Source organism: Xanthomonas sp. BRIP62415, assembly GCF_003993515.1.
GTDB lineage: Bacteria > Pseudomonadota > Gammaproteobacteria > Xanthomonadales > Xanthomonadaceae > Xanthomonas > Xanthomonas euroxanthea.
Genome location: NZ_QEZH01000013.1, coordinates 147,355 through 165,470, shown reverse-complemented (window position 1 = coordinate 165,470; position 18,116 = coordinate 147,355). Strand labels below are relative to the sequence as shown.

At 63.9% G+C, this 18,116-nt stretch carries 14 protein-coding genes and 1 pseudogene; 10 read left to right on the top strand and 5 right to left on the bottom strand.

The window, feature by feature from the left end:
• Nucleotides 1–157: 157 nt before the first annotated feature.
• Both EO141_RS03965 and EO141_RS03960 read right to left on the bottom strand, forming a co-directional pair.
• Nucleotides 158–604, bottom strand: coding sequence for a GNAT family N-acetyltransferase (locus EO141_RS03965; RefSeq protein ID WP_126945883.1), 447 nt, complete (start codon nucleotides 602–604; stop codon nucleotides 158–160).
• 424 nt (nucleotides 605–1,028) lie between these two features.
• Nucleotides 1,029–1,898, bottom strand: a complete 870-nt coding sequence (locus EO141_RS03960; RefSeq protein WP_127168621.1) for an NmrA/HSCARG family protein — start codon at nucleotides 1,896–1,898, stop codon at nucleotides 1,029–1,031.
• A gap of 143 nt (nucleotides 1,899–2,041) precedes the next feature.
• On the opposite strand from EO141_RS03960, the gene EO141_RS03955 reads away from it, so the two are divergent.
• A complete protein-coding gene (locus EO141_RS03955; protein WP_127168567.1) occupies nucleotides 2,042–2,917 on the top strand; it encodes a LysR family transcriptional regulator in 876 nt (291 codons plus the stop codon).
• Nucleotides 2,918–2,960: 43 nt separating this feature from the next.
• On the opposite strand, the gene EO141_RS03950 is transcribed toward EO141_RS03955, so the two are convergent.
• Nucleotides 2,961–3,875 carry a universal stress protein gene (locus tag EO141_RS03950; protein WP_126945659.1) on the bottom strand — a complete coding sequence of 305 codons (915 nt, stop codon included), beginning with the start codon at nucleotides 3,873–3,875 and terminating at the stop codon, nucleotides 2,961–2,963.
• A 14-nt stretch (nucleotides 3,876–3,889) separates the two neighbouring features.
• A complete protein-coding gene (locus tag EO141_RS03945) occupies nucleotides 3,890–4,798 on the bottom strand; it encodes a bestrophin family ion channel (protein WP_126945656.1) in 909 nt (302 codons plus the stop codon).
• Nucleotides 4,799–5,015: 217 nt separating this feature from the next.
• Here EO141_RS03945 and EO141_RS03940 point away from each other — a divergent pair, with 217 nt between their 5' ends.
• The 5 genes from EO141_RS03940 to EO141_RS03920 all read left to right on the top strand — a co-directional run bounded on the left by EO141_RS03940 (nucleotide 5,016) and on the right by EO141_RS03920 (nucleotide 11,104).
• On the top strand, nucleotides 5,016–6,455 hold the full coding sequence (locus EO141_RS03940) for a PAS domain-containing sensor histidine kinase (protein ID WP_104582610.1): 1,440 nt from the start codon (nucleotides 5,016–5,018) through the stop codon (nucleotides 6,453–6,455).
• Nucleotides 6,448–7,092, top strand: coding sequence for a response regulator transcription factor (locus EO141_RS03935; protein WP_104582609.1), 645 nt, complete (start codon nucleotides 6,448–6,450; stop codon nucleotides 7,090–7,092). The genes EO141_RS03940 and EO141_RS03935 overlap by 8 nt, the downstream gene beginning before the upstream one ends.
• Nucleotides 7,093–7,381: 289 nt before the next feature.
• On the top strand, nucleotides 7,382–8,740 hold the full coding sequence (locus EO141_RS03930; RefSeq protein ID WP_127168566.1) for an alpha/beta fold hydrolase: 1,359 nt from the start codon (nucleotides 7,382–7,384) through the stop codon (nucleotides 8,738–8,740).
• Nucleotides 8,737–10,257, top strand: coding sequence for a GMC family oxidoreductase (locus EO141_RS03925; protein WP_127168565.1), 1,521 nt, complete (start codon nucleotides 8,737–8,739; stop codon nucleotides 10,255–10,257). The genes EO141_RS03930 and EO141_RS03925 overlap by 4 nt, the downstream gene beginning before the upstream one ends.
• 43 nt (nucleotides 10,258–10,300) lie before the next feature.
• Nucleotides 10,301–11,104, top strand: a complete 804-nt coding sequence (locus EO141_RS03920) for an SDR family oxidoreductase (RefSeq protein ID WP_119131954.1) — start codon at nucleotides 10,301–10,303, stop codon at nucleotides 11,102–11,104.
• Nucleotides 11,105–11,429: 325 nt separating this feature from the next.
• On the opposite strand, the gene EO141_RS03915 is transcribed toward EO141_RS03920, so the two are convergent.
• The gene (locus EO141_RS03915) at nucleotides 11,430–12,392 is read right to left on the bottom strand and encodes an RDD family protein (RefSeq protein WP_127168564.1); all 963 of its coding nucleotides are present in this window, start codon (nucleotides 12,390–12,392) and stop codon (nucleotides 11,430–11,432) included.
• 949 nt (nucleotides 12,393–13,341) lie between these two features.
• On the opposite strand from EO141_RS03915, the gene EO141_RS03910 reads away from it, so the two are divergent.
• The 4 genes and pseudogenes from EO141_RS03910 (at nucleotide 13,342) to EO141_RS03895 (ending at nucleotide 18,064) form a co-directional block, all read left to right on the top strand.
• Nucleotides 13,342–14,118 carry a hypothetical protein gene (locus EO141_RS03910; RefSeq protein ID WP_164739050.1) on the top strand — a complete coding sequence of 259 codons (777 nt, stop codon included), beginning with the start codon at nucleotides 13,342–13,344 and terminating at the stop codon, nucleotides 14,116–14,118.
• A 249-nt stretch (nucleotides 14,119–14,367) separates the two neighbouring features.
• A pseudogene (locus tag EO141_RS03905) lies at nucleotides 14,368–15,498 on the top strand (IS3 family transposase).
• A gap of 272 nt (nucleotides 15,499–15,770) precedes the next feature.
• Nucleotides 15,771–16,928: a hypothetical protein gene (locus tag EO141_RS03900; RefSeq protein ID WP_127168562.1), complete on the top strand. Its 1,158-nt coding sequence runs from the start codon at nucleotides 15,771–15,773 to the stop codon at nucleotides 16,926–16,928.
• On the top strand, nucleotides 16,928–18,064 hold the full coding sequence (locus EO141_RS03895; protein WP_127168561.1) for an aminotransferase class V-fold PLP-dependent enzyme: 1,137 nt from the start codon (nucleotides 16,928–16,930) through the stop codon (nucleotides 18,062–18,064). The genes EO141_RS03900 and EO141_RS03895 overlap by 1 nt, the downstream gene beginning before the upstream one ends.
• Nucleotides 18,065–18,116 lie beyond the last annotated feature (52 nt).

Here is an 18,116-nt window from a genome sequence, read left to right as displayed (position 1 = left end):
GCGGGGGCGCCCGTGCGAGATGCCCAGAAGGCCGTATCTGTGGGGTCAATCGGTGGCCAGCCTGAAGAAGCGGCATCTCGCAACGGCTATTTGTCCGCACGAACGAGGCTACCCGTCTGCACGCTGCCCGCACATCCGCAAGCGATGCACCACCGCTTTAGCGTGCGAACCGGGCGCGGCCTGTAGGCGTTGCGCGGGGCTGCAGATCCAGCGCCATGTCCCACCGCTCCAGTCCGGGCGCATAGCCGTCCACCGTCACCTGCTGCACGACAAAGCCGAAGCGGGCGTAGAACTGCTGGGTATGTTGACTCGTATCCAGTACGACGCGCCGGATGTCCGGCCTCTGGCGCAATGCGTCGAGCCGGGCCAGGAGTAACTGCGTTCCCACGCCGCGGCGGTGCAGGCTCGGATGGACCATGCCCCAGCACAAGCTCGCCGTGATGCCATCGGCATTGATCGCATAACCGGCGCAGCCAGCAATCTCGTTGCCACGCTCCAGCAGTTGGTAGTGCCACGCCGCGGCGTGCTGGATCAGGAAGCCAGCGAAGTCGACGCGTTCCCCGACACTGAAGAACGCCGGCACATTCGCGTCGAACAGGGCCATGCACACATCGAAGTCCTGGGAGTGGTACGGCCGAATCGTGTCCATGTGCGTAGTCTGCCCCAGACGGGCAGGCGATGTAGCGGCATGGCCTCCCGTGCCGTCTGAACACTCGCCAAGGAGCGACAGCCTCAGGTCCATCTGTCACCCTGGCCACGCGGCAGCAGGGCGAGGGCGCGGCGCGCCTGCTTGCATTCTGTCGCCAATGCCTTGATCGCAGCGACGCATACGTTCGACACGGCAGCGGCTTCGGCCTGCTGCTGATCGCTGTGGAGCCAACCGGGCGGATCACGCGCATCGACGCGCAGTTCGAGTGCCCGGCGGCATCGGTCTGGATGAGACGGGCCACGGCTGCATGACCTGCAGACCAGGCCTCCTGCGGTGCGCAACAAGCCGGGACACCCCGCGCTTGTTGCGTCGCCTGCGCTCAGGCCCGGTCCGTCGCCTCGCGCACGAAGTCTGCATAGCTGCGCAGCGGTCGCCCCAGGATGGCCTGCAGTTGTTCCACCGTGCCGTCGGCCGCCTGCATGCCGTGGATCTGGATGCCGGCCATCATCAGGCGCATGTCGTAGGCCAGCCAGGATGGGCCGTAGGCAGCCAGCTGCGCTTCGAAGGCGGCCACGTCATCGCCCGCGTAGGCGATCTCGCGGCCAAGCGCCGTGCTCCAGACCTTCGCCGCGGAGGCTCCCGTTACTGCATTTGGTCCGACCAGGTCGAGCGTGATGCGCGCAAGCGCGGCGGGTGCGCGGTCGCGTCGCAGCAATTCGACCACCGCGATGTCTGCGATATCGCGCGCATCGATCATGGCCACACCGGCCGCGCCGATCGGCATCGGGTAGATGCCGTACTGCTGGATCGTCTGCTGGATCACCGCTTCGTTCTGCATGAAATACGCAGGACGCAGAATCGTCGCCGGAATGTCGAGGCTTTCGATCATGCGCTCGACGGTGTGCTTGCCGGTGAAGTGCGGCACGTTGGTGAACTTGTCGGCATGGATGACCGACAGGTACACGATGCGTTCGATCCCTGCGTCCCTTGCCAGGTTCAGGGCGATCAACGCCTGCGTCACTTCGTCGGGAGTGACTGCATTCAACAGGAACAGCGTGCGCACCGACGACAACGCGGCACGCATCGACGCGACGTCGGTGAGATCTGCGATCACTTCGGTGACACCTGTCGGAAAGGCGCGCTTGCCAGGCTGGCGAACCAAGGCCCTGACCTCTGCGCCTGCGTCGGCAAGGCCCTGGGTCACGAGGGAACCGATGGTGCCGGTGGCACCGGTGACGAGAATGCTCATGTGAATCTCCTGCTGTGGATGGAAGGGTGCATCAGCGCGACATCTCCGCAGCGACTGGCGTTGCGGTGACGAAACGATAGGCCGTTGCATCGCCAATACGAAGACGCCAGGATGTAGATGCCCGGTTTCAAAAATGGAACACCATGGATCTCAATGCGTTGATCGATTTCGCACTGGTCGCAGCCAACCAGGGCCTGGGAAAGGCCAGCCGTGCCAGTGGCAGATCCAAGGCGACCTTGTCGCGCCGCATCGCCGAGCTGGAGGAGCAGCTGGGCGTACGGCTGGTCGAGCGCAGCGCACGTGGCCTCAGGCTCACCGAGGCCGGGCAGCTGCTGATGGACCGCACCGAAGTGCCGTTGAGCGAGGTGGCCGAGGCCATGGCAGCCGCACGCGAAGGGCTCTCGACCCCGCGCGGGCGCTTGCGGGTGGCATCGCCGGTGCTGTTCTCGCAACTGGCGATGGGACGCATTGGCGCGGAGTTCTGTGCGGCCTATCCGGAGATCACGCTCGAGGTGGTGGCAGAGGACCGCACGGTCGATCTGGTGGAGGAGCAGTTCGATGTGGCCATCCGGATTAATCCGAGCCCGGACAGCAGCCTGGTCGGGCGCTGCTTCGCCAGGGATCGGCTGGTGGTCGTGGCCGCACCCGGCATCGCCATGCCCACCGGCGGCGCGGTCACGCCGGTTCCCGCCGTGGTGATGTCCAGCTTCCAGCCGACCACATGGACGCTCGATGACGGGCGTCTGGTCCTTGAACCCGTGCCAAGGCTGCGGTTTTCCTCGTTCCTGATGGTCCGCGACGCAGCGATGGCCGGCGGCGGCGTGGCGCTCATTCCACAGTCGATCGCATGGAACCAGCTCGCGCGTGGCGAACTGCTGCAATGGGGCACCATCGCCGGCGTGGAGCCGGCGCTGTGGGTGTTGCACACGTCCAGGCGCCTGGCTGCCCCGAAGGTGCGCGCCTTCGTGGACTTCATGTGCGACAGGTATCCGGATGCGTCGCTTGTGTTGAAGGGGTAGGGCGCTGGACCTCGCTTGCGCTGGCCAGGCGCTCGCCCAGCCCTCACATGCGCAGCAGCCGCCTTGCCAGGCTACGGCCGGGCGCTGTGCTTGCCTGGTCGGCATTGCTGCCCAGGATGGGGCGACGCAGATGCGGCGGCGGCAGGCAGATCAGCACGCACGGCGTTTTCGCCAGTGCGGACTGCAGCGAGGAGCGCCAGACGCCGCGGCGGACGACGGCGTCGTGTTCGACCACCAGCACATCGGCGCAGGCGCGTTTGAGCAGGCCGGCGATCTCGCGCCGCGGGTTGCCGACGGCCACGTGGATGCGCACGCGCAGGTCCTCGTCGGGCAGTTGCTGGACCAGGTCGCCGAGCCAGCTGGCGGCCGCGTCCTCGCCCAATGGCTTGTCGTGGAACAGGCTGTCCACCAGCAGGCCTTCGCTGATCTCCGGCACCACGTGCAGCAGGTGCAGGTCGGCGCCGCGGCGGCGTGCCAGTGCGGCGGCATCGCGCAGGGATTCCAGGCTGGTTTCGCGGCCGGTGATCCAGCAGGCTACATGGCCGCCGACCGCCCCGTCGCGCGGGATCGCATCGGCATACGGCAGGGTCAACATGGGCGTGGCCACGCGCTGCAGCACGCGCGCGCGCAGCGAGACGTGCAGCGGGCGCGGCAGGCCGGTGCGTTCGGACGGCGGCATGATCAGCAGCGCGTCCTCGCGGCTGCGGCAGAACGAGACGATGCCGGCGGCGGCAGGGCCACCGGCGAGTGCGCGTTCGCAGCCCGGGTAGTTGGAGGCCTCGGCAAAGAAGGAATCCAGCGACTGCTGGGCTTGTGCGCGCTTGCCCTTGGCGTGCACGTGCAGGATGGTCAGGCGCGCGCGCAGGCGGTCCACCAGTTGCGCCACGGTCGGGATGGCGGCATGGCAGGTCTCGGAAAAATTGGTGGCGAAGATCAGCTGGGTGGGGGTGGTCTGCATGGCGGGCTCCGTGGTCAGTAGATGAAACCGTCGATGGCGCGCACCTCGCGCAGTGGCACGCGCTGGCCCAGCATCTCGCGCAGGGTCAGTTCGATGCCGCGCGACAGCGCGGTCATCGGGGTGTCGTGCACGGTGTTCTCGAACGGGTCTTCGATGGCGCTGCTGGCGCTGTCGATGGCGATCAGGGTGAAGCTGATCAGCACCGAGGCGATCGGCATGGCCAGGCCCATGCCGGCGATCAGGCCCAGCGGCACCAGCCAGCAATACATGTTCACCAGCGTGCGCGGCAGCGAGGAGAACTGCCGTGGCAGCGGGGTGTTCTTGATGCGTTCGCAGGCGCCCTGGATATTGGCCAGCGTGGTGAGGTTGGCGTCCAGCGACGACCAGCGCAGGCTGTCGAGCATGCCCCAGTCGCGCGCCTGCTGCAGTTGCTGGCCCAGCCGCAGGGTCAGCGCGTTGGGGATGTTGGCGTAGCCGCGCAGCTCGTCGGCGCGTGCCTGGCCGAGCAGCCCGGCCAGCTCGGGAAACGGGTTCTGTCGGCGCAAATGGCAGCGCAGGGCGTGCACGAAGGCGACCTGGTGCACCACGATGTCGTCGCGCAGCGTGGCCTGGCGCGGGTCGGCCGGATCCACATCCAGCGCGGTCAGGGCCTGGCGTGCGATGGCGCGCGAGGTGTTCACCAGCGTGCCCCAGAGCTGGCGCGCTTCCCACCAGCGGCCATAGGCCGCATTGGCGCGGAACGCCAGGAAGATGGTGAGCGCCGAGCCAAGCTGGGCCAGCGGCAGGGCTTCGATCGACAGCCACTGCCAGCCGAAGAAGGTGTACAGCACGGCCACCGCGCAGTCGAACGCCAGCAGTACCAGCAGGCGCTTGTAGGTCTTGGGCCAGATGCGTCGCAACGGAAACGTATCGCGGGTGATCATGGGAAGGGCAACATCGACGTGGGGTAGGGGCATTACACCCAGCCTCCACGGTCGTGTCTGCCATCCTTGCGCCAGCGTTGGACAGTGCACGCACCGTCCGAACGATGCGGGCGGGCTATCTTTCGATAGGGTGAAATCCGCAGGCCTGGCCACGATGCTGTGGCATCAACCACAGCGAGAGAGGAGCGGCATTGCAGCGCAGGTGCATGGGGTGGCAATGGACAGGCTGAGACTGCCATTCAAGTGGCGCGGGCAGGTGGTCAAGCTCAATCGCGGCCCGACACTATGGGCGTCGCTGGCGATGCTGGCCTCGCTGGTGTGGGCGGAGTGGTACTCGCACCTGGGCGTATCGCTGGGGCTGCTCTACATCCTGCCGGTGGTACTGGCGGCCACGGTGCTGTCGCGGCGCGACATCGTCATCGCCGCGATCGCCTGTGCGGTGCTGCGCGGCCTGTTCGTGACCGACGAAACCCTGGTCGAACAGGCGCTGCGCTTCTTCATGGCGACGATCGCCTATGCCGGCTGCGGCCTGCTCGTGGCCGAGATCAGCCGCACCCGCCGGGTGATCCTGGCCCATTACGTGCAGTTGCGCGCCGAACAGCGGTTGCGCCGGCGGCTGGAGCGGCAATTGCGGCTGCTTGCCGAGAGCAGCCCGGCCGCCTTGCTGACGGTGGCCGGCGACGGCCGCATCGTGGCGGCCAACCGCGCCGCGCACGAGATCCTGGACATGGCCGAGGAGGGTGGGCTGGAGGGCCGTGCGGTGCGTGAGTTCCTGCCGCTGCTGGACGACGCCTTGAGCATGAGCGCCAACCTGGATGGCATGCGCACCTCGGCCAGCACCTGGGGCTGCCGTAGCGATGGCACCCGCTTCCCGGCCACCACCTGGTTCTCGGTCTACGAGGACAGTGAAGAGCGGCACCTGGCCGCGATCCTGGTCGACACCAGCGAGGAAGTGCGCGCGCGCGAATCGGCGCACTTCGACGATGTGCTCAAGAACAATCGCCTGCTGGCCGGCGCGGTGTCGCACGAGATCCGCAACCTGTGTTCGGCGGCGGGCGTGGTCACCTCCAACCTGGCGCGGCATCCGGCCATTGGCGCAGATCCGGACCTGGCCGCGCTGCGCAGCCTGGTGGCGGCATTGATGGAACTGGCGTCCTTCAACCTGCGTCGGCAGCTACCCGACGAGGCGCATGAAACCCGGCTGCAGACGCTGTGCAGCGAACTGGACGTGATCATCCGCTCGGACTGGGAGGACGTCGACGGCCAGCTGGTGATCCAGATCCCGGCCGAGTTCCCGTCGGTGCATGGCGACCGCCATGCGCTGCTGCAGGTGCTGCTCAACCTGGCACGCAATTCGTTGCGCGCGGTGCAGGCGCTGCCCCCGCAGCGCCGCCAGTTGATCGTCAGCGCACGCCTGGAACAGCAGCGTGCGGTGCTGAGCGTGCGCGACACCGGGCCGGGCATCGCCGAGCCGGGCCGCCTGTTCCAGCCATTTCGCAGCGACAGCGACGGCTCCGGGCTTGGCCTGTACATCTCGCGTGCGCTGATGGCCAACCAGGGCGGCCTGCTGCGCCATGCGCCCGGCGGCGAAGGCGCCTGTTTCGAGCTGCATCTGCCGCTGGCGCATGCACCGTATGCGGAGGCGCTGGATGGATGAGTCGCGGCGCGAACCGGTGCGCCTCTACCTGCTGGACGACCACACGCTGTTCCGCGAGGGCCTGCTGCGCCTGCTCGGTGCCGACGCCCGCTTCGAGGTGGTGGGGCAGTCCGGCACCCTGGCGCAGGCCATCGTCCAGATCGCGTCGCTGACGCCGGACGTGGTCATCCTCGACTACGACATGGGCGAGTACAACGCGCTGGACTACATGCGGCGCCAGGCCGAGCAGGCGCGCCGCCCGGCCACGCTGGTCGTCACCGCCGGCCTGCCCGAGCGCGACGCACTGGCCTTGATCCGGCTCGGCGTGTCCGGCATCTGCCGCAAGGATGTCTCCACCGACGAACTGATCGACAGCATCCATGCGGTGGCGATGGGCCGGGTGCTGATCGACCAGCGCTACCTGCAGTCGCTGGTTGCCCAGGGCACCCAGGAAAGCCGGCCCAGCTTCACCGACCGTGAGCGCGAAGTGCTGCGTGGCTTGTTGCGTGGGCAGTCCAACAAGTTGATCGCACGCCAACTGGGCAGTTCGGAGAGCGCCATCAAGGCGACGTTCCAGCAGCTATTCAACAAGCTCGACGTGCGCTCGCGCAGCCAGTTGGTGATGGTGATCCTGCAGGATTATCGCGACCTGGTGTGAGGCGTCCTGTCGCTTTGAGCAATGCCGCGCGAACGATGCAGATGCAGATACAGGCGCTTAGCGATTGAAGCCAATGCAGTCGCGGTGGCACGGGAACGTATTGGCCCGTGCAACAGGGCAGCAGATGTGACGCAGGGCTACCACCCGGCAAGCACGCCAACCAGAATGCGACGGGTGGTGTTGACCGCCAGCCGCAGGGCCTGGAACCATCACACCGTGTCGGACTCATCTGCACGAGGCGTGGACGAAGCGCCGGTCATCATGCGCGCCTGATGGATTGAGGTGTTACATGGCGAAGCCGACGCTGTTCTTCCTGCATGCCCTCGGGTCCAGCAGCAACGAGTGGTCTGGGGTCATCCAGCAACTGGAGGCGCGTTTCGACTGTGTGGCACTGGATATTCCCGGTTTCGGGGACGCGCCGCCGCTACCGCATCTCGACACCGCCGCACTGGTTGCCTGGTTCGTCGACGAGGTGATTCGGCGGCAACCGACGTGCTGGCTCGTGATCGGACACAGCATGGGCGGAAAGATCGCCAGCCTGGCAGCAGCGCAGGCACGCGAGGGCGTGGCGGGGCTTGCCGGCCTGGCCGGCGTGATCCTGGTCGCGGCGTCGCCGCCGGCGCCCGAGCCGATGGACGAGTCGCGCCGAAACACGATGCTGGCCTGGTTCGAGAAGGGCCACCCCTCGCGGCAGGAAGCGGAGCAGTTCATCGACGACAACTGTGCGGCGACGTTGCCAGCGCCGGTCAGGACTGCCGCTGTCGAGGATGTGCTGCGAACCAACGCCAACGCGTGGATCGCCTGGCTCGCACATGCCAGTCGTGAGGATTGCAGCGCGCAGGCCGGCTGCATGCACGTGCCTGCGTTGATCATCGCCGGCAGTGACGATGGCGACCTCGGCGAAGCCGCGCAGGCAGCCTTGAATGCGCCGCACTATCACGATGCGCGTATCGCCGTATTGGCCGAAGCCGCGCACCTGATCCCCTACGAACAGCCGGAACACCTCGCGCAGCTGATCGCAGCGCACACGGATCGCTGCGTGGACAAGTGCCTGCCCGACGACTTCATCAGGTTGCTCAATGCAGACAGGGTCGCCCCGCGCATGCGCAAGCTGCTGCTCAGCCGGCATGCAGGCCCACCCGCCGGTGCGCAGGGCGTGCTGAGCCAGCATCAGCTAAAGCTCCTCGGCGCAGTGGTCGCACGTGTCCTGGATGGGGCCGGCGATGCGCGCGCGATTGCACGGCGCATCGATGTCCAGCTTGCCGAAGGCGCCGGCGATGGTTGGCGCCATGCGGCGTTGCCACCGGACCGGCTTGCGGTGCCGCTGGGGCTCGACGCGCTCGACGCGCTGAGCAATGGCTTCGCTGGATTGCCTGCCGAGACCCAGGACCGCTGGCTGCACGCGGTATCGCGCGCGACGGCCGGTGATCCCTCGGCACACGGGCTGGATGCAGCGCAGCTGGCGCACTGGTTCGAGGACATCCGCGCCGAAGCCGCGCGGACCTGGGTCAGCCTTCCCGCCACGATGGCGGCAATGGGATACGACGGCTTCGCGGTTGGCGGCGCTGGTATTGACAGCCCGGGCTATCAGCAGACCGCAGCCGACCGGCAGGAAGCCTGGCAGCTTCCTGCCAAGGGTCTTCGATGAGTCCCGACGCTTCGGTCGATGCCGTGGTGGTGGGGAGCGGGGCAGGGGGCGGCCCATTGGCTGCACGGCTCGCGCAACGAGGTCTTTCGGTGGTGGTGCTGGAGGCGGGTGCGGCCTTCAGCCCTGCGTCCCATCTGCCCGATGAGCTGACGACCGGCATCTACTGGATGGAAGAGCGCCTCAGCGGCGGGCAGACGCCCACCGCATTTGGCGCCAACAATTCCGGGTCGGGCCTGGGTGGTTCGACCCTGCATTGGGGCGCCTTCTGCCCGCGTCCGGACAAGCGCGACCTGAGCCTGGCAACGCAGACCGGGCAGCGCGGCATGGACTGGCCGATCGCGCATGAAGAGCTGCTGTCCTACATCCGCCGCGTCGAGGAGTTCATCGGTGTGTCCGGGCCGGCGCACTATCCCTGGGATCCGGAGCGTACCTACGCTTATCCGCCGGCGCAGCGCAATGCGTCGGCCGGCGCGATGGAACGCGGTTGCCGCACGCTGGGCATCACCGCTACCGATGCGCCTGCCGCATTGGTGACCAGGGCGCACGAGCAGCCGCATCACGGCAGGCGCGCGGCCTGCAACAACTGCGGCGCATGCCATCAGGGTTGCAGCAACGGCGCCAAGGTGAGTGTCGATACCACCTGGCTGCCACTGGCGCGCGCGCACGGCGCGCAATTGCGACCCGAATGCCGGGTCATCGCTATCGAGCGCGACGCCCGTGGCATGGTCAGCGCGGTGGTCTACCAACAGCACGGGCGCGAACTGCGCCAGCGGTGCGCCAGCCTGTTCCTGTGCGCAGGCGGCGTGGAGACACCGCGCCTGCTGCTCAACCTGGGCCTGGCCAACTCCAGCGGCCAGGTGGGGCGCAATTTCATGGCGCATGTCGCCACCCAGGTGTGGGGGGAGTTCGATGCCGACATGCGCATGAACCGTGGCTACCCATCGTCGCTGATCACCGAGGACATGCTGCGCCCGGCCAATGCCGATTTCGTCGGCGGCTATCTGGTGCAGAGCCTGGGCGTGCAGCCGATCACCCTGGCCAACACGCTGGCGCGTGGCGCGGGCCTGTGGGGGAGGGAACTCGTATCGACCATGGCGCGCTACAACCGCCTGGCCGGCATCGGCATCAATGGCGAATGCCTGCCGCAGGACGGCAACCGGCTGAGCCTGTCCGACGAGCGCGATGCCTTCGGCCAGCGCAAGGCGCGTATCGACTTCAGCTACGGGCCCAACGAACGCGCACTCGATGCGCACGCCCGCGCATCGCTGCACGCAATCTGGGAGGCGGCAGGTGCCCAACGCATCTTCGCCGCCGCCCGCTCCGCGCACACGCTGGGCACCTGCCGGATGGGCACCGATCCGGAGCAGGCGGTAGTGAACCCGGACGGCCGCGCTTTCGATATCGCCAACCTCTACATCTGCGACAACTCGATTTTTCCAAGTGCACTGGCAGCCAATCCCGCGCTGACGCAGATGGCACTTGGCCTGCGCACGGCGGAGCGCTTTCTCGCCCGCTAGTGACGCGCGTACCACCACCAATCCCCACCACCAGGAGTTCAGCATGGATCTCGGAATCAACAATCGGATCGCCCTCATCAGTGGCGGCGACTCGGGAATGGGCAAGGAAACCGCGCGGCAGCTGCTCGAAGCCGGAGTGCGCGTGGCAATCACTGATCTGCCCGACGGCACGCTCGACCAGGCCGTGGCGGAGCTGTCGGGCCTGGGGCAGATCATCGCCATCGAGGGCGACGTCACCCGCGAACAGGACGTCACCGCCATCTGGACACAGGTGCGCGAACAATTGGGCGACCCCGACATCTACATCAACGCAGCGGGCGTGACCGGCGCAACCGGCGATTTCCTGGAGGTCAGCGATGCGGGCTGGCTCGAAACGCTGGACATCAACCTGATGGGCGCGGTGCGCATGTGTCGCCAGGCCATTCCCGCGATGCGCCGCAAGCAATGGGGCCGGATCGTGCTGTTCGCATCGGAAGACGCCGTGCAGCCCTACGTGGACGAGCTGGCCTATTGCGCATCGAAGGCAGGCATCCTGAGCCTGGCCAAGGGCCTATCCAAGGCCTACGGCCCGGACAACGTGCTGGTCAATACGGTGTCGCCTGCCTTCATCGCCACCCCGATGACCGACAAGATGATGCAAAAGCGCGCCAGCGAAAACGGAACCACGTTCGAGCAGGCGATCGAATCGTTCCTGGACGAAGAGCGTCCCGGCATGGTGCTGAAGCGACGCGGCCGCGCGGAGGAAGTGGCCTCGGCCGTTGCCTTCCTGTGCTCCGAGCGCGCCAGCTTCATCAACGGCGCCGGGATCCGGGTGGATTCGGGGTCTGTCTTTACCATCGCGGGTTAAGGCGGGCGTCGTTTCGAGATGCGGTGAGCGACATAAGCTGCCGCATCCTTTCTTTGCACCCGGTAACAGGTGCCGATAGGTAAGCGCATGCGTAACCGGCTGCAGGAATACTGCAGCCGCGTTGCCCGGGAAACCCGGCTGCAGGAATACTGCAGCCGCGTTGCCCGGGAAACCAGCTCGTTTCAGCGGAGCGAGGCACCACGTTTGCGGCGACGCATTATCTACAGGCGCTTGGCCACCACCTGCGGAGCACGGCTGCTCAAAGCCCCCCGATACCCCTTCTCACGCCGTATCGCAGGCATTGCCTTCGGCAAGGCAGGATGCGCTACTTTCCGATTCCCGCTGCGGCATCGCCGTCACTGGCCGCCGCCAACGCTTTCGGAGCGAACCGATAACCCATCGAGCGCCAGGACGATGCGATGCCCAGGTCATAGCCGTAGACCAGCGTGACGTGGATCGCCGACATGGCGGCCGCCTTCTTGTCGTTGGCGAGGACGACCTTGGCAATGTGCTCCGCCAACGCTTTGTCGTCGATGCGCCGTTCGGACAGGTTGACCTGCACAACCACAGATTCGACATTCGGCGTGCCGAACGCCGTATTGTGAACGACGCGCACGGACTGCACGCCCGGCTCGGCACTGACGGCTTCCTGGGCCGCCAGCAAGCCCTTGAAGTCGTCGCTCTGCGCAAGTTGCCCGGTAAACGCCGGTACCGCTGCGGCTGCAACCAGCAACACACCGACCACGACCAGGTGCACACGCCACACCGGCATCGGCCTGACGGCGGCGACCGGCGTCTGCGCGGTCACCACCGAACTTCCCACTGCAAGGTCGTGCAACGACCGGCGGCCGCGGCGATTGAACAGATACAGATAAAGGATCGAGAGCGTCCCGCCGAAGATCAGCAGCGTCAACACATACTGCATTGGCGAGAGCAATACGTCGCTGTCGAACGGTGCGCCGTTGAGGAAGAACGGGACACCCAATACCGAGTAACGCAGCAGCGACTGCGGAAGCCGCAGCAGGGCACCGTCCCTGCCAGCCACGCGCACGCCGAGCAGGCGCTTACCCAGGGTCTGCCCTGTGCAAAGCGCGCTGTTCATGACACCGAAGTAAGTCAGTGCAACGAGGAATCCGAACAAACGCCCATAACCGCCCATCCGCACGAACACATCCATCAACGCCCAGCCGGCCAACGCACCAGCCACGCCGAGCACCAGGCAGTCGACCAAGAACGCACCAGACCGCCGCCAAAAACCCGCCGCGCCAGGCGCAGTATCAACTTCCATGTAGTTCCCCCGTAAGGTGTTCTCCCGGGCGGGATGATGCCATGCTGCAGTCGAGGAGACCACGAGTCGGCGGCTTTAGCTGGTGATCTCCGGAAATTTGGTAGCAGATAAAATCTCCGTTTCTGGCCAAAAACGGGCTTGGCTGAGGAGGGCAGCTTGGGGAAATGTGGCTATCGATTAGGGATGTTTATCGGGGGTAGGGAAGGGCCGCTTCCGACCCGAAGCGGAAGTTCAGTTTGCAGATTTCAATGTCCCGTGAAGGCTGAAGGCCGCCGTTGGCGGGCAGGGATCGAAGGGCGGCTACCGCTGGTACTGCCGCCATTGGCCTCTTATCTCGATGGTCGCTAGTAGGTACCCTAAACCGACGTTCGCGACTTCCACCAATTCCCGCTCTAGATCGCACTGGGAGCCGGCGCCTCTGCTGGTGGCTTGGGAGGGGACTGGAGCCGGGCGAGCCGTTGGCGAGGTGCGTCGCCTTAAGCCCGAGCTGCGCCCGGCCATTGAGTGGCGCGACATCTACAAAAGGTCGCCGCTTAATTTGTAAGAAATCCGCATGAAATACGCATGCCTGGAGGACCGCACGCACGAGTGCCAGTCAGAGACGATGTGTCGGGCACCGGGCATCCACCGCGCCACTTACTATGCTTGACTGAAGGCAACGTTCAGCGAGTACGCCAAGCGGGGCGCATTGCCTAGGTACCCGCAACGACACCAAGGCCATGCTGCGCGCTGATGCCTAGCACGCGCACAGCAGTCAAGAGGATCTGACCGGTTGCCAGAAAAGGCGAGGTGGACTGGAATGACTTCCTGCGGTCCCTCGGACTTGAGGGAGCCCACAAGCTTCCGATTGTGCTGCAGGTTCTCGAACTATTACGCGCTTCACTAACCTAATCCATCCCACCCCATCACCCCGGCGCTTTGTTAGGGCTGGGACTCTACTTAGGTTCCTATGTGCCTCACTTCTCAGCAAAATTGGCTGATCCTGGCTATTTTTGTAGCCATCCCACTGATCGATTGGCGCTGGCGTGCTGCGAGCCCCCTGATCGAATGGCTGTGTCGGGTTGCGTTCGACAGGCCGGTATGCACCAGGTGGCCATCCGATCAACAGATGATGGTCGTTGCTCTTTACAGCTTTTTTCTGTGCATCGGACTGCTAGCCATGTTTGGTGCTATCTCCGCTGCCAATCACCTCGAACTGACCTACTACCACCCTCAATTGCGGCGGAATTTGCTTCTTCTAATCTCTGTTCTTTCGAGCAGCCTTCTTGGCGTCATAGCAGCAATTATTTTCCGACAACTCACTCACGCTAAGCCGCGTCCAATGCATGCCAGCAATCATGCTCACGCTAAGCAGCGGTGGTATGCCTATCAGCTTGAGCATGTGGGACGCGATCACTATGCACTGCACTTCAATAGGGCCAGTCGAATACAGCAGTGGAGCAAATGCGACGTTAGCCTCAAAGTTCACCCTGACATAGCTCTAACGGCCATTATTGATCTGCTGGGCCCAGGCAAGACGCTGCTTCTGGCAACGCCGAAAGCCGATCTTTACTGGGCAGTGAAGCGACAGCGGTCGACGCTGGAATCCGCTCATCCTCAAATTAAGGTCGAACCTTATGCCACGCCGTTGAACTGCATCATCGGTGCCTGGGGCAGCTGGAGACATAAGTGGGGAATTCCGCTAAGGAAAGCCGTCATCGCCCGCGGTTACATCATCACTACGTAAACAAAAATCCCGGCCATCTTCCGGGCTTTTTTGTGCCTGTTTATTCTGAGTCATCGTGTCGTGAGTGTTCGCACCTCAGCCGGATAGCAGAGTTGATCCTTCAGGCAACTCTGCATCTGGAGTCGCAACTGCACACCAGTGGACGGGCCAGTAGAAGCGCCGACGTCCTGCCCCCCCCCGGAAAACAGGCGCAACGCAAAGTAGACACTTCGCCCCGCATGGGCCCCGTGGAGCACGAGGAATCAGGCGATGAAGAAGTCCCGTTTTACCGAAGAGCAGATCGCGTACGCGCTCAAGCAGGTCGAGCTGGGGATGGCGGTTGGCGAGGTGTGTCGCAAGATGGGGATCGCGGAGGCGACGTTCTATGTGTGGCGCAAGAAATACGGTGGGCTTGGCCCCTCCGAACTGAAGCGCCTGCGCGTGCTGGAAGAGGAAAACCGCAAGCTCAAGCAGCTGGTTGCCGACCTGAGCCTGGACAAGGCGATGCTCCAGGAGGAGGTCACAAAAAAACTCTAAGGGCGCCCCAGAAGCGCAGCTGGGTTGCCCGCTTGAGAGAGCGCTTCGGCGTGAGCGAACGACGCGCATTGCGGATCGTGGCGATGTCGCGCTCGGCGTTTTCGTACAAGGCCAAGGCGCGCGACTGCAGCGCCATCCGCTTGCGGATGCGCGAGATCACGCAGACGCGCATCCACTATGGCTGCGAACGGGTGTTGGTGATGCTGCAGCGAAGGCTGGCGGGACAACCACAAGCGGGTGCATCGCATCTACAAGGAAGAAGGCCTGTCGCTGCGGCATTGTCGCCGGCGACGTCGTCGCAGTAGTCGTCGCCGGCAACCGATCAAGGTGGCCACGGCGCCCAACACGCTGTGGGGCATGGACTTCGTCAGTGACACGCTGTTCGATGGACGTCGCTTCCGGCTGCTGCCGGTGCTGGACCACTTCACGCATGAGTGCCTGGATATCGTCGTGGATCAGTCCTTGGGCGCTGACGATGTCGCCGGCGCAGTGGCGCGGCTGGTCGCTCAACGAGGCAAGCCGGAAGCGATCAAAGTGGATAACGGCAGTGAGTTTGCCGGCAAGGTGATGGACCGCTGGGCCTATGAAAACGGCGCAGAGCTAGACTTTTCCCGACGAGGCACGCCGACGGACAACGCGATGGTGGAAAGCTTCAACGGCCGGCTGCGACAGGAGTGTCTGAACGAGCATTGGTTCTTGTCCCTAGCCGATGCACGGAGCAAAATCGAAGCGTGGCGGCGCTTCTATGACGAGGAGCGCCCCCACAGTGCACTGGCATGGAAAACCCCTGCGGAATTCGCCCGAGAACACGGGTCCCAAGCGAATTCCCTGGCGCCGAAAGAGGGCGAAATCTCTACCGACTGATGGCCCTGCTATCGGGGGGGGGTCACATTAGCCCCGGACTCTAAACCCGGCCGCTACTCAGAACGGGGGACGTCGCTCAGTGCTCAGGCAATGGGCAAGGCAATCCTTGGTGGTAACGGTCGACAGCCGCTTGCTTCCAAACGGTGAGGCATCAGGCACGTCACCTGATCGTTGATTCTGCAGATCGAGCTTTCTTCTTTAGTTAGAAGTAGGTCAAAGCCAGGCAGCTGGCGAGGAGAGTGAGGGTTAGGGTGTAGGTCAACAATTACACGATGGAAGCTGGAAAACTTCCCCCTCTGGAAGGATACTCTCCCTATTCATCAGCCAGGGGGGGGAGCATGGCGCGGCAACAAGTCTGGATGACCGCCTTTTCACTGGCGCTGTCTGTGGCCCTGACCATGCAGTCACAGGCGAGTGCAGCACTAGGCGATAGCACTCAGGCTCAGGTGGGTAGGGTTCAAACTTCTGGCAATACGCCGGCAATGACTGAAGTGACAAGTCTAGAACCTGCCGTAAGCGGCAAGCCGCCAGCAGACCCAGTTGGAAAGCCGGCTCTATCTCTGCCTGCATCTGTGGTCGAAGCAAGCGCCACTGGGGCTGCCGCTTCAAGTGAAGCGAAGATGGAGCTGATGCTTCGTCGACAGGAAGACCTCGCCATTCGTGTGAAGGACCTCAAGCCTTCGCCACTGAAAGAACTCGCGCCTGCAATTTTAAGCGTATTGGGCGTGTTACTAGGTGCGGCCCTGGCTAATTTTTCAACCGCTCGCCTGCAAAAGCGGCGCTTAAAGAACGAGGGCAAGGCGACGCGAGCCACGGCTGGCATTGCTGCTGCATCCAAGCTCATGGACTTCAAGAGCCGACAACTCTATGAACTTTACGCTCCTCTTGAAGCGCTACTGGTTCAAAACGTGACGGTACGAGGTGAGCTCTATCAGATGTTGATCAAGAGTGGCTGCTCAGACCGTATCTATGAGATGAGGCCGGATCCAGAGGGTCAAAAGGGAGAGTCACTATTTGTCGTCCCCGCTGATGGGTCTGCTGCGATACCGTTCCGACTCATTGAGCAGATGGGCTATCTCTTGGCTCACCATGGCACCCTCATGGGAACTGTAAAAGAGATCGTGTCTGTCAACGATCAGGTCGTAAAATTGCTATACGAGAAAATTGGCTTGGTCCGAAGCGAAAATCATGAGCTGAGCAGGCGGCTTGGAGTATTTCTTGCACACCAAAGCGTTCTTCGAGCGGCGGCGAGCACAACAACCAACGAAAATGTGCACTTGCCGTCGTACACAACCACCTTCCCACGAGGCTTGGACACGCTTGTCAAGAAAGATGCAGACAAGCTTCTAGAGGAGATTAGGGGGTGGGAGGCCACAACTGGTGCGTGGATGATGCCTTTTGAATCGAACTCGACCGGCGAAGCTCGGTGATGCGTGACATTTTTATGGACTATCAGTCGACCACGCCCGTCGATTCCCGGGTTATGGAGACGATGGTCCCGTACTTTACCAACACGTTTGGCAATCCCCACTCCTCTGAACACCGGTTCGGGATCACAGCACAGCAAGCCGTGGACCAAGCCTTGGAGGATATCGGTCAGGTCATTGGCGCAACAGCTCGTGAAATCGTCCTGACATCGGGCGCCACTGAGTCCAATAACCTTGCACTGCGCGGCGCACTTCCTAAGCGCGGAAAGTCACACCTCATCAGTTGTGTCACCGAGCATAGCAGTGTGCTCAGCACGCTGTCATCCCTCCAGGAGAACGGCTGCTCGGTAACATGCCTGCCTGTAGGCGATGACGGATTGATCGACCTTGAGGCGCTGGCAGCAAGCATCACAGCTTCAACCCGGATCGTCTCGCTGATGGCGGTGAACAGTGAAATCGGTGTCGTACAGCCGTTCGCTGATGCCGGTGCGATCTGCCGGGATCGTGGGGTTCTGTTCCATGTCGATGCAGCTCAGGCTTACGGCCGTGTCCCGATCGACGTTCACCGCCATCACATTGACCTTCTAAGTGTCTCAGCCCATAAGATCTATGGACCGAAAGGCATCGGGGCACTTTTTCTGAACGAGCGCGCCCGCCAGGTTCTGCGCCCTCAAATCACCGGAGGCAAACAACAGGACGGGTTGAGGGCTGGAACAGTGCCCGTGCCGCTTGCCGTTGGATTCGCCACGGCTGCGCGGCTGATGGTGGAAGAGGGCGTGACCGAAAGCCGTAGGATCTCCGGTCTTGCGGGCAAGCTGCTAACGGGGCTGGCTGGCAGGCTGGCAGGCGTCCACCTCAATGGCAGTGCGATACATCGGTATCCGGGGAATCTAAACCTTCGTATTGAGGAGGTTGACGCCGATAGCCTGCTACTCATGCTCCCGGAAATCGCGATGTCCACAGGATCGGCGTGCACCTCCGGTACGCCAGAGCCGTCGCCTGTGCTGATGGCGTTGGGTCTATCGAAGGAAGAGGCATCCCAGTGCCTGAGACTGGGTCTAGGCAGAATGACCACCGAAGAAGACGTGGACTATGTAATCGAGCGCCTAGCGTGGGCAGTGGGGAAGCTTCGCGACTAGCCACCTCGGGACGCTGTCAAGATTGACCACGAGGAGCAGCAACCTATACTCA

Coding starts and splice junctions, on each gene's coding strand:
- EO141_RS03935 (WP_104582609.1), top strand. CDS start 6,448: ATGGATGAGTCGCGGCGCGAACCGGTGCGCCTCTACCTGCTGGACGAC.
- EO141_RS03925 (WP_127168565.1), top strand. CDS start 8,737: ATGAGTCCCGACGCTTCGGTCGATGCCGTGGTGGTGGGGAGCGGGGCA.
- EO141_RS03945 (WP_126945656.1), bottom strand. CDS start 4,798: ATGATCACCCGCGATACGTTTCCGTTGCGACGCATCTGGCCCAAGACC.
- EO141_RS03960 (WP_127168621.1), bottom strand. CDS start 1,898: ATGAGCATTCTCGTCACCGGTGCCACCGGCACCATCGGTTCCCTCGTG.
- EO141_RS03940 (WP_104582610.1), top strand. CDS start 5,016: ATGGACAGGCTGAGACTGCCATTCAAGTGGCGCGGGCAGGTGGTCAAG.
- EO141_RS03955 (WP_127168567.1), top strand. CDS start 2,042: ATGGATCTCAATGCGTTGATCGATTTCGCACTGGTCGCAGCCAACCAG.
- EO141_RS03900 (WP_127168562.1), top strand. CDS start 15,771: ATGGAAGCTGGAAAACTTCCCCCTCTGGAAGGATACTCTCCCTATTCA.
- EO141_RS03895 (WP_127168561.1), top strand. CDS start 16,928: ATGCGTGACATTTTTATGGACTATCAGTCGACCACGCCCGTCGATTCC.
- EO141_RS03910 (WP_164739050.1), top strand. CDS start 13,342: ATGTGCCTCACTTCTCAGCAAAATTGGCTGATCCTGGCTATTTTTGTA.
- EO141_RS03930 (WP_127168566.1), top strand. CDS start 7,382: ATGGCGAAGCCGACGCTGTTCTTCCTGCATGCCCTCGGGTCCAGCAGC.
- EO141_RS03920 (WP_119131954.1), top strand. CDS start 10,301: ATGGATCTCGGAATCAACAATCGGATCGCCCTCATCAGTGGCGGCGAC.
- EO141_RS03950 (WP_126945659.1), bottom strand. CDS start 3,875: ATGCAGACCACCCCCACCCAGCTGATCTTCGCCACCAATTTTTCCGAG.
- EO141_RS03965 (WP_126945883.1), bottom strand. CDS start 604: ATGGCCCTGTTCGACGCGAATGTGCCGGCGTTCTTCAGTGTCGGGGAA.
- EO141_RS03915 (WP_127168564.1), bottom strand. CDS start 12,392: ATGGAAGTTGATACTGCGCCTGGCGCGGCGGGTTTTTGGCGGCGGTCT.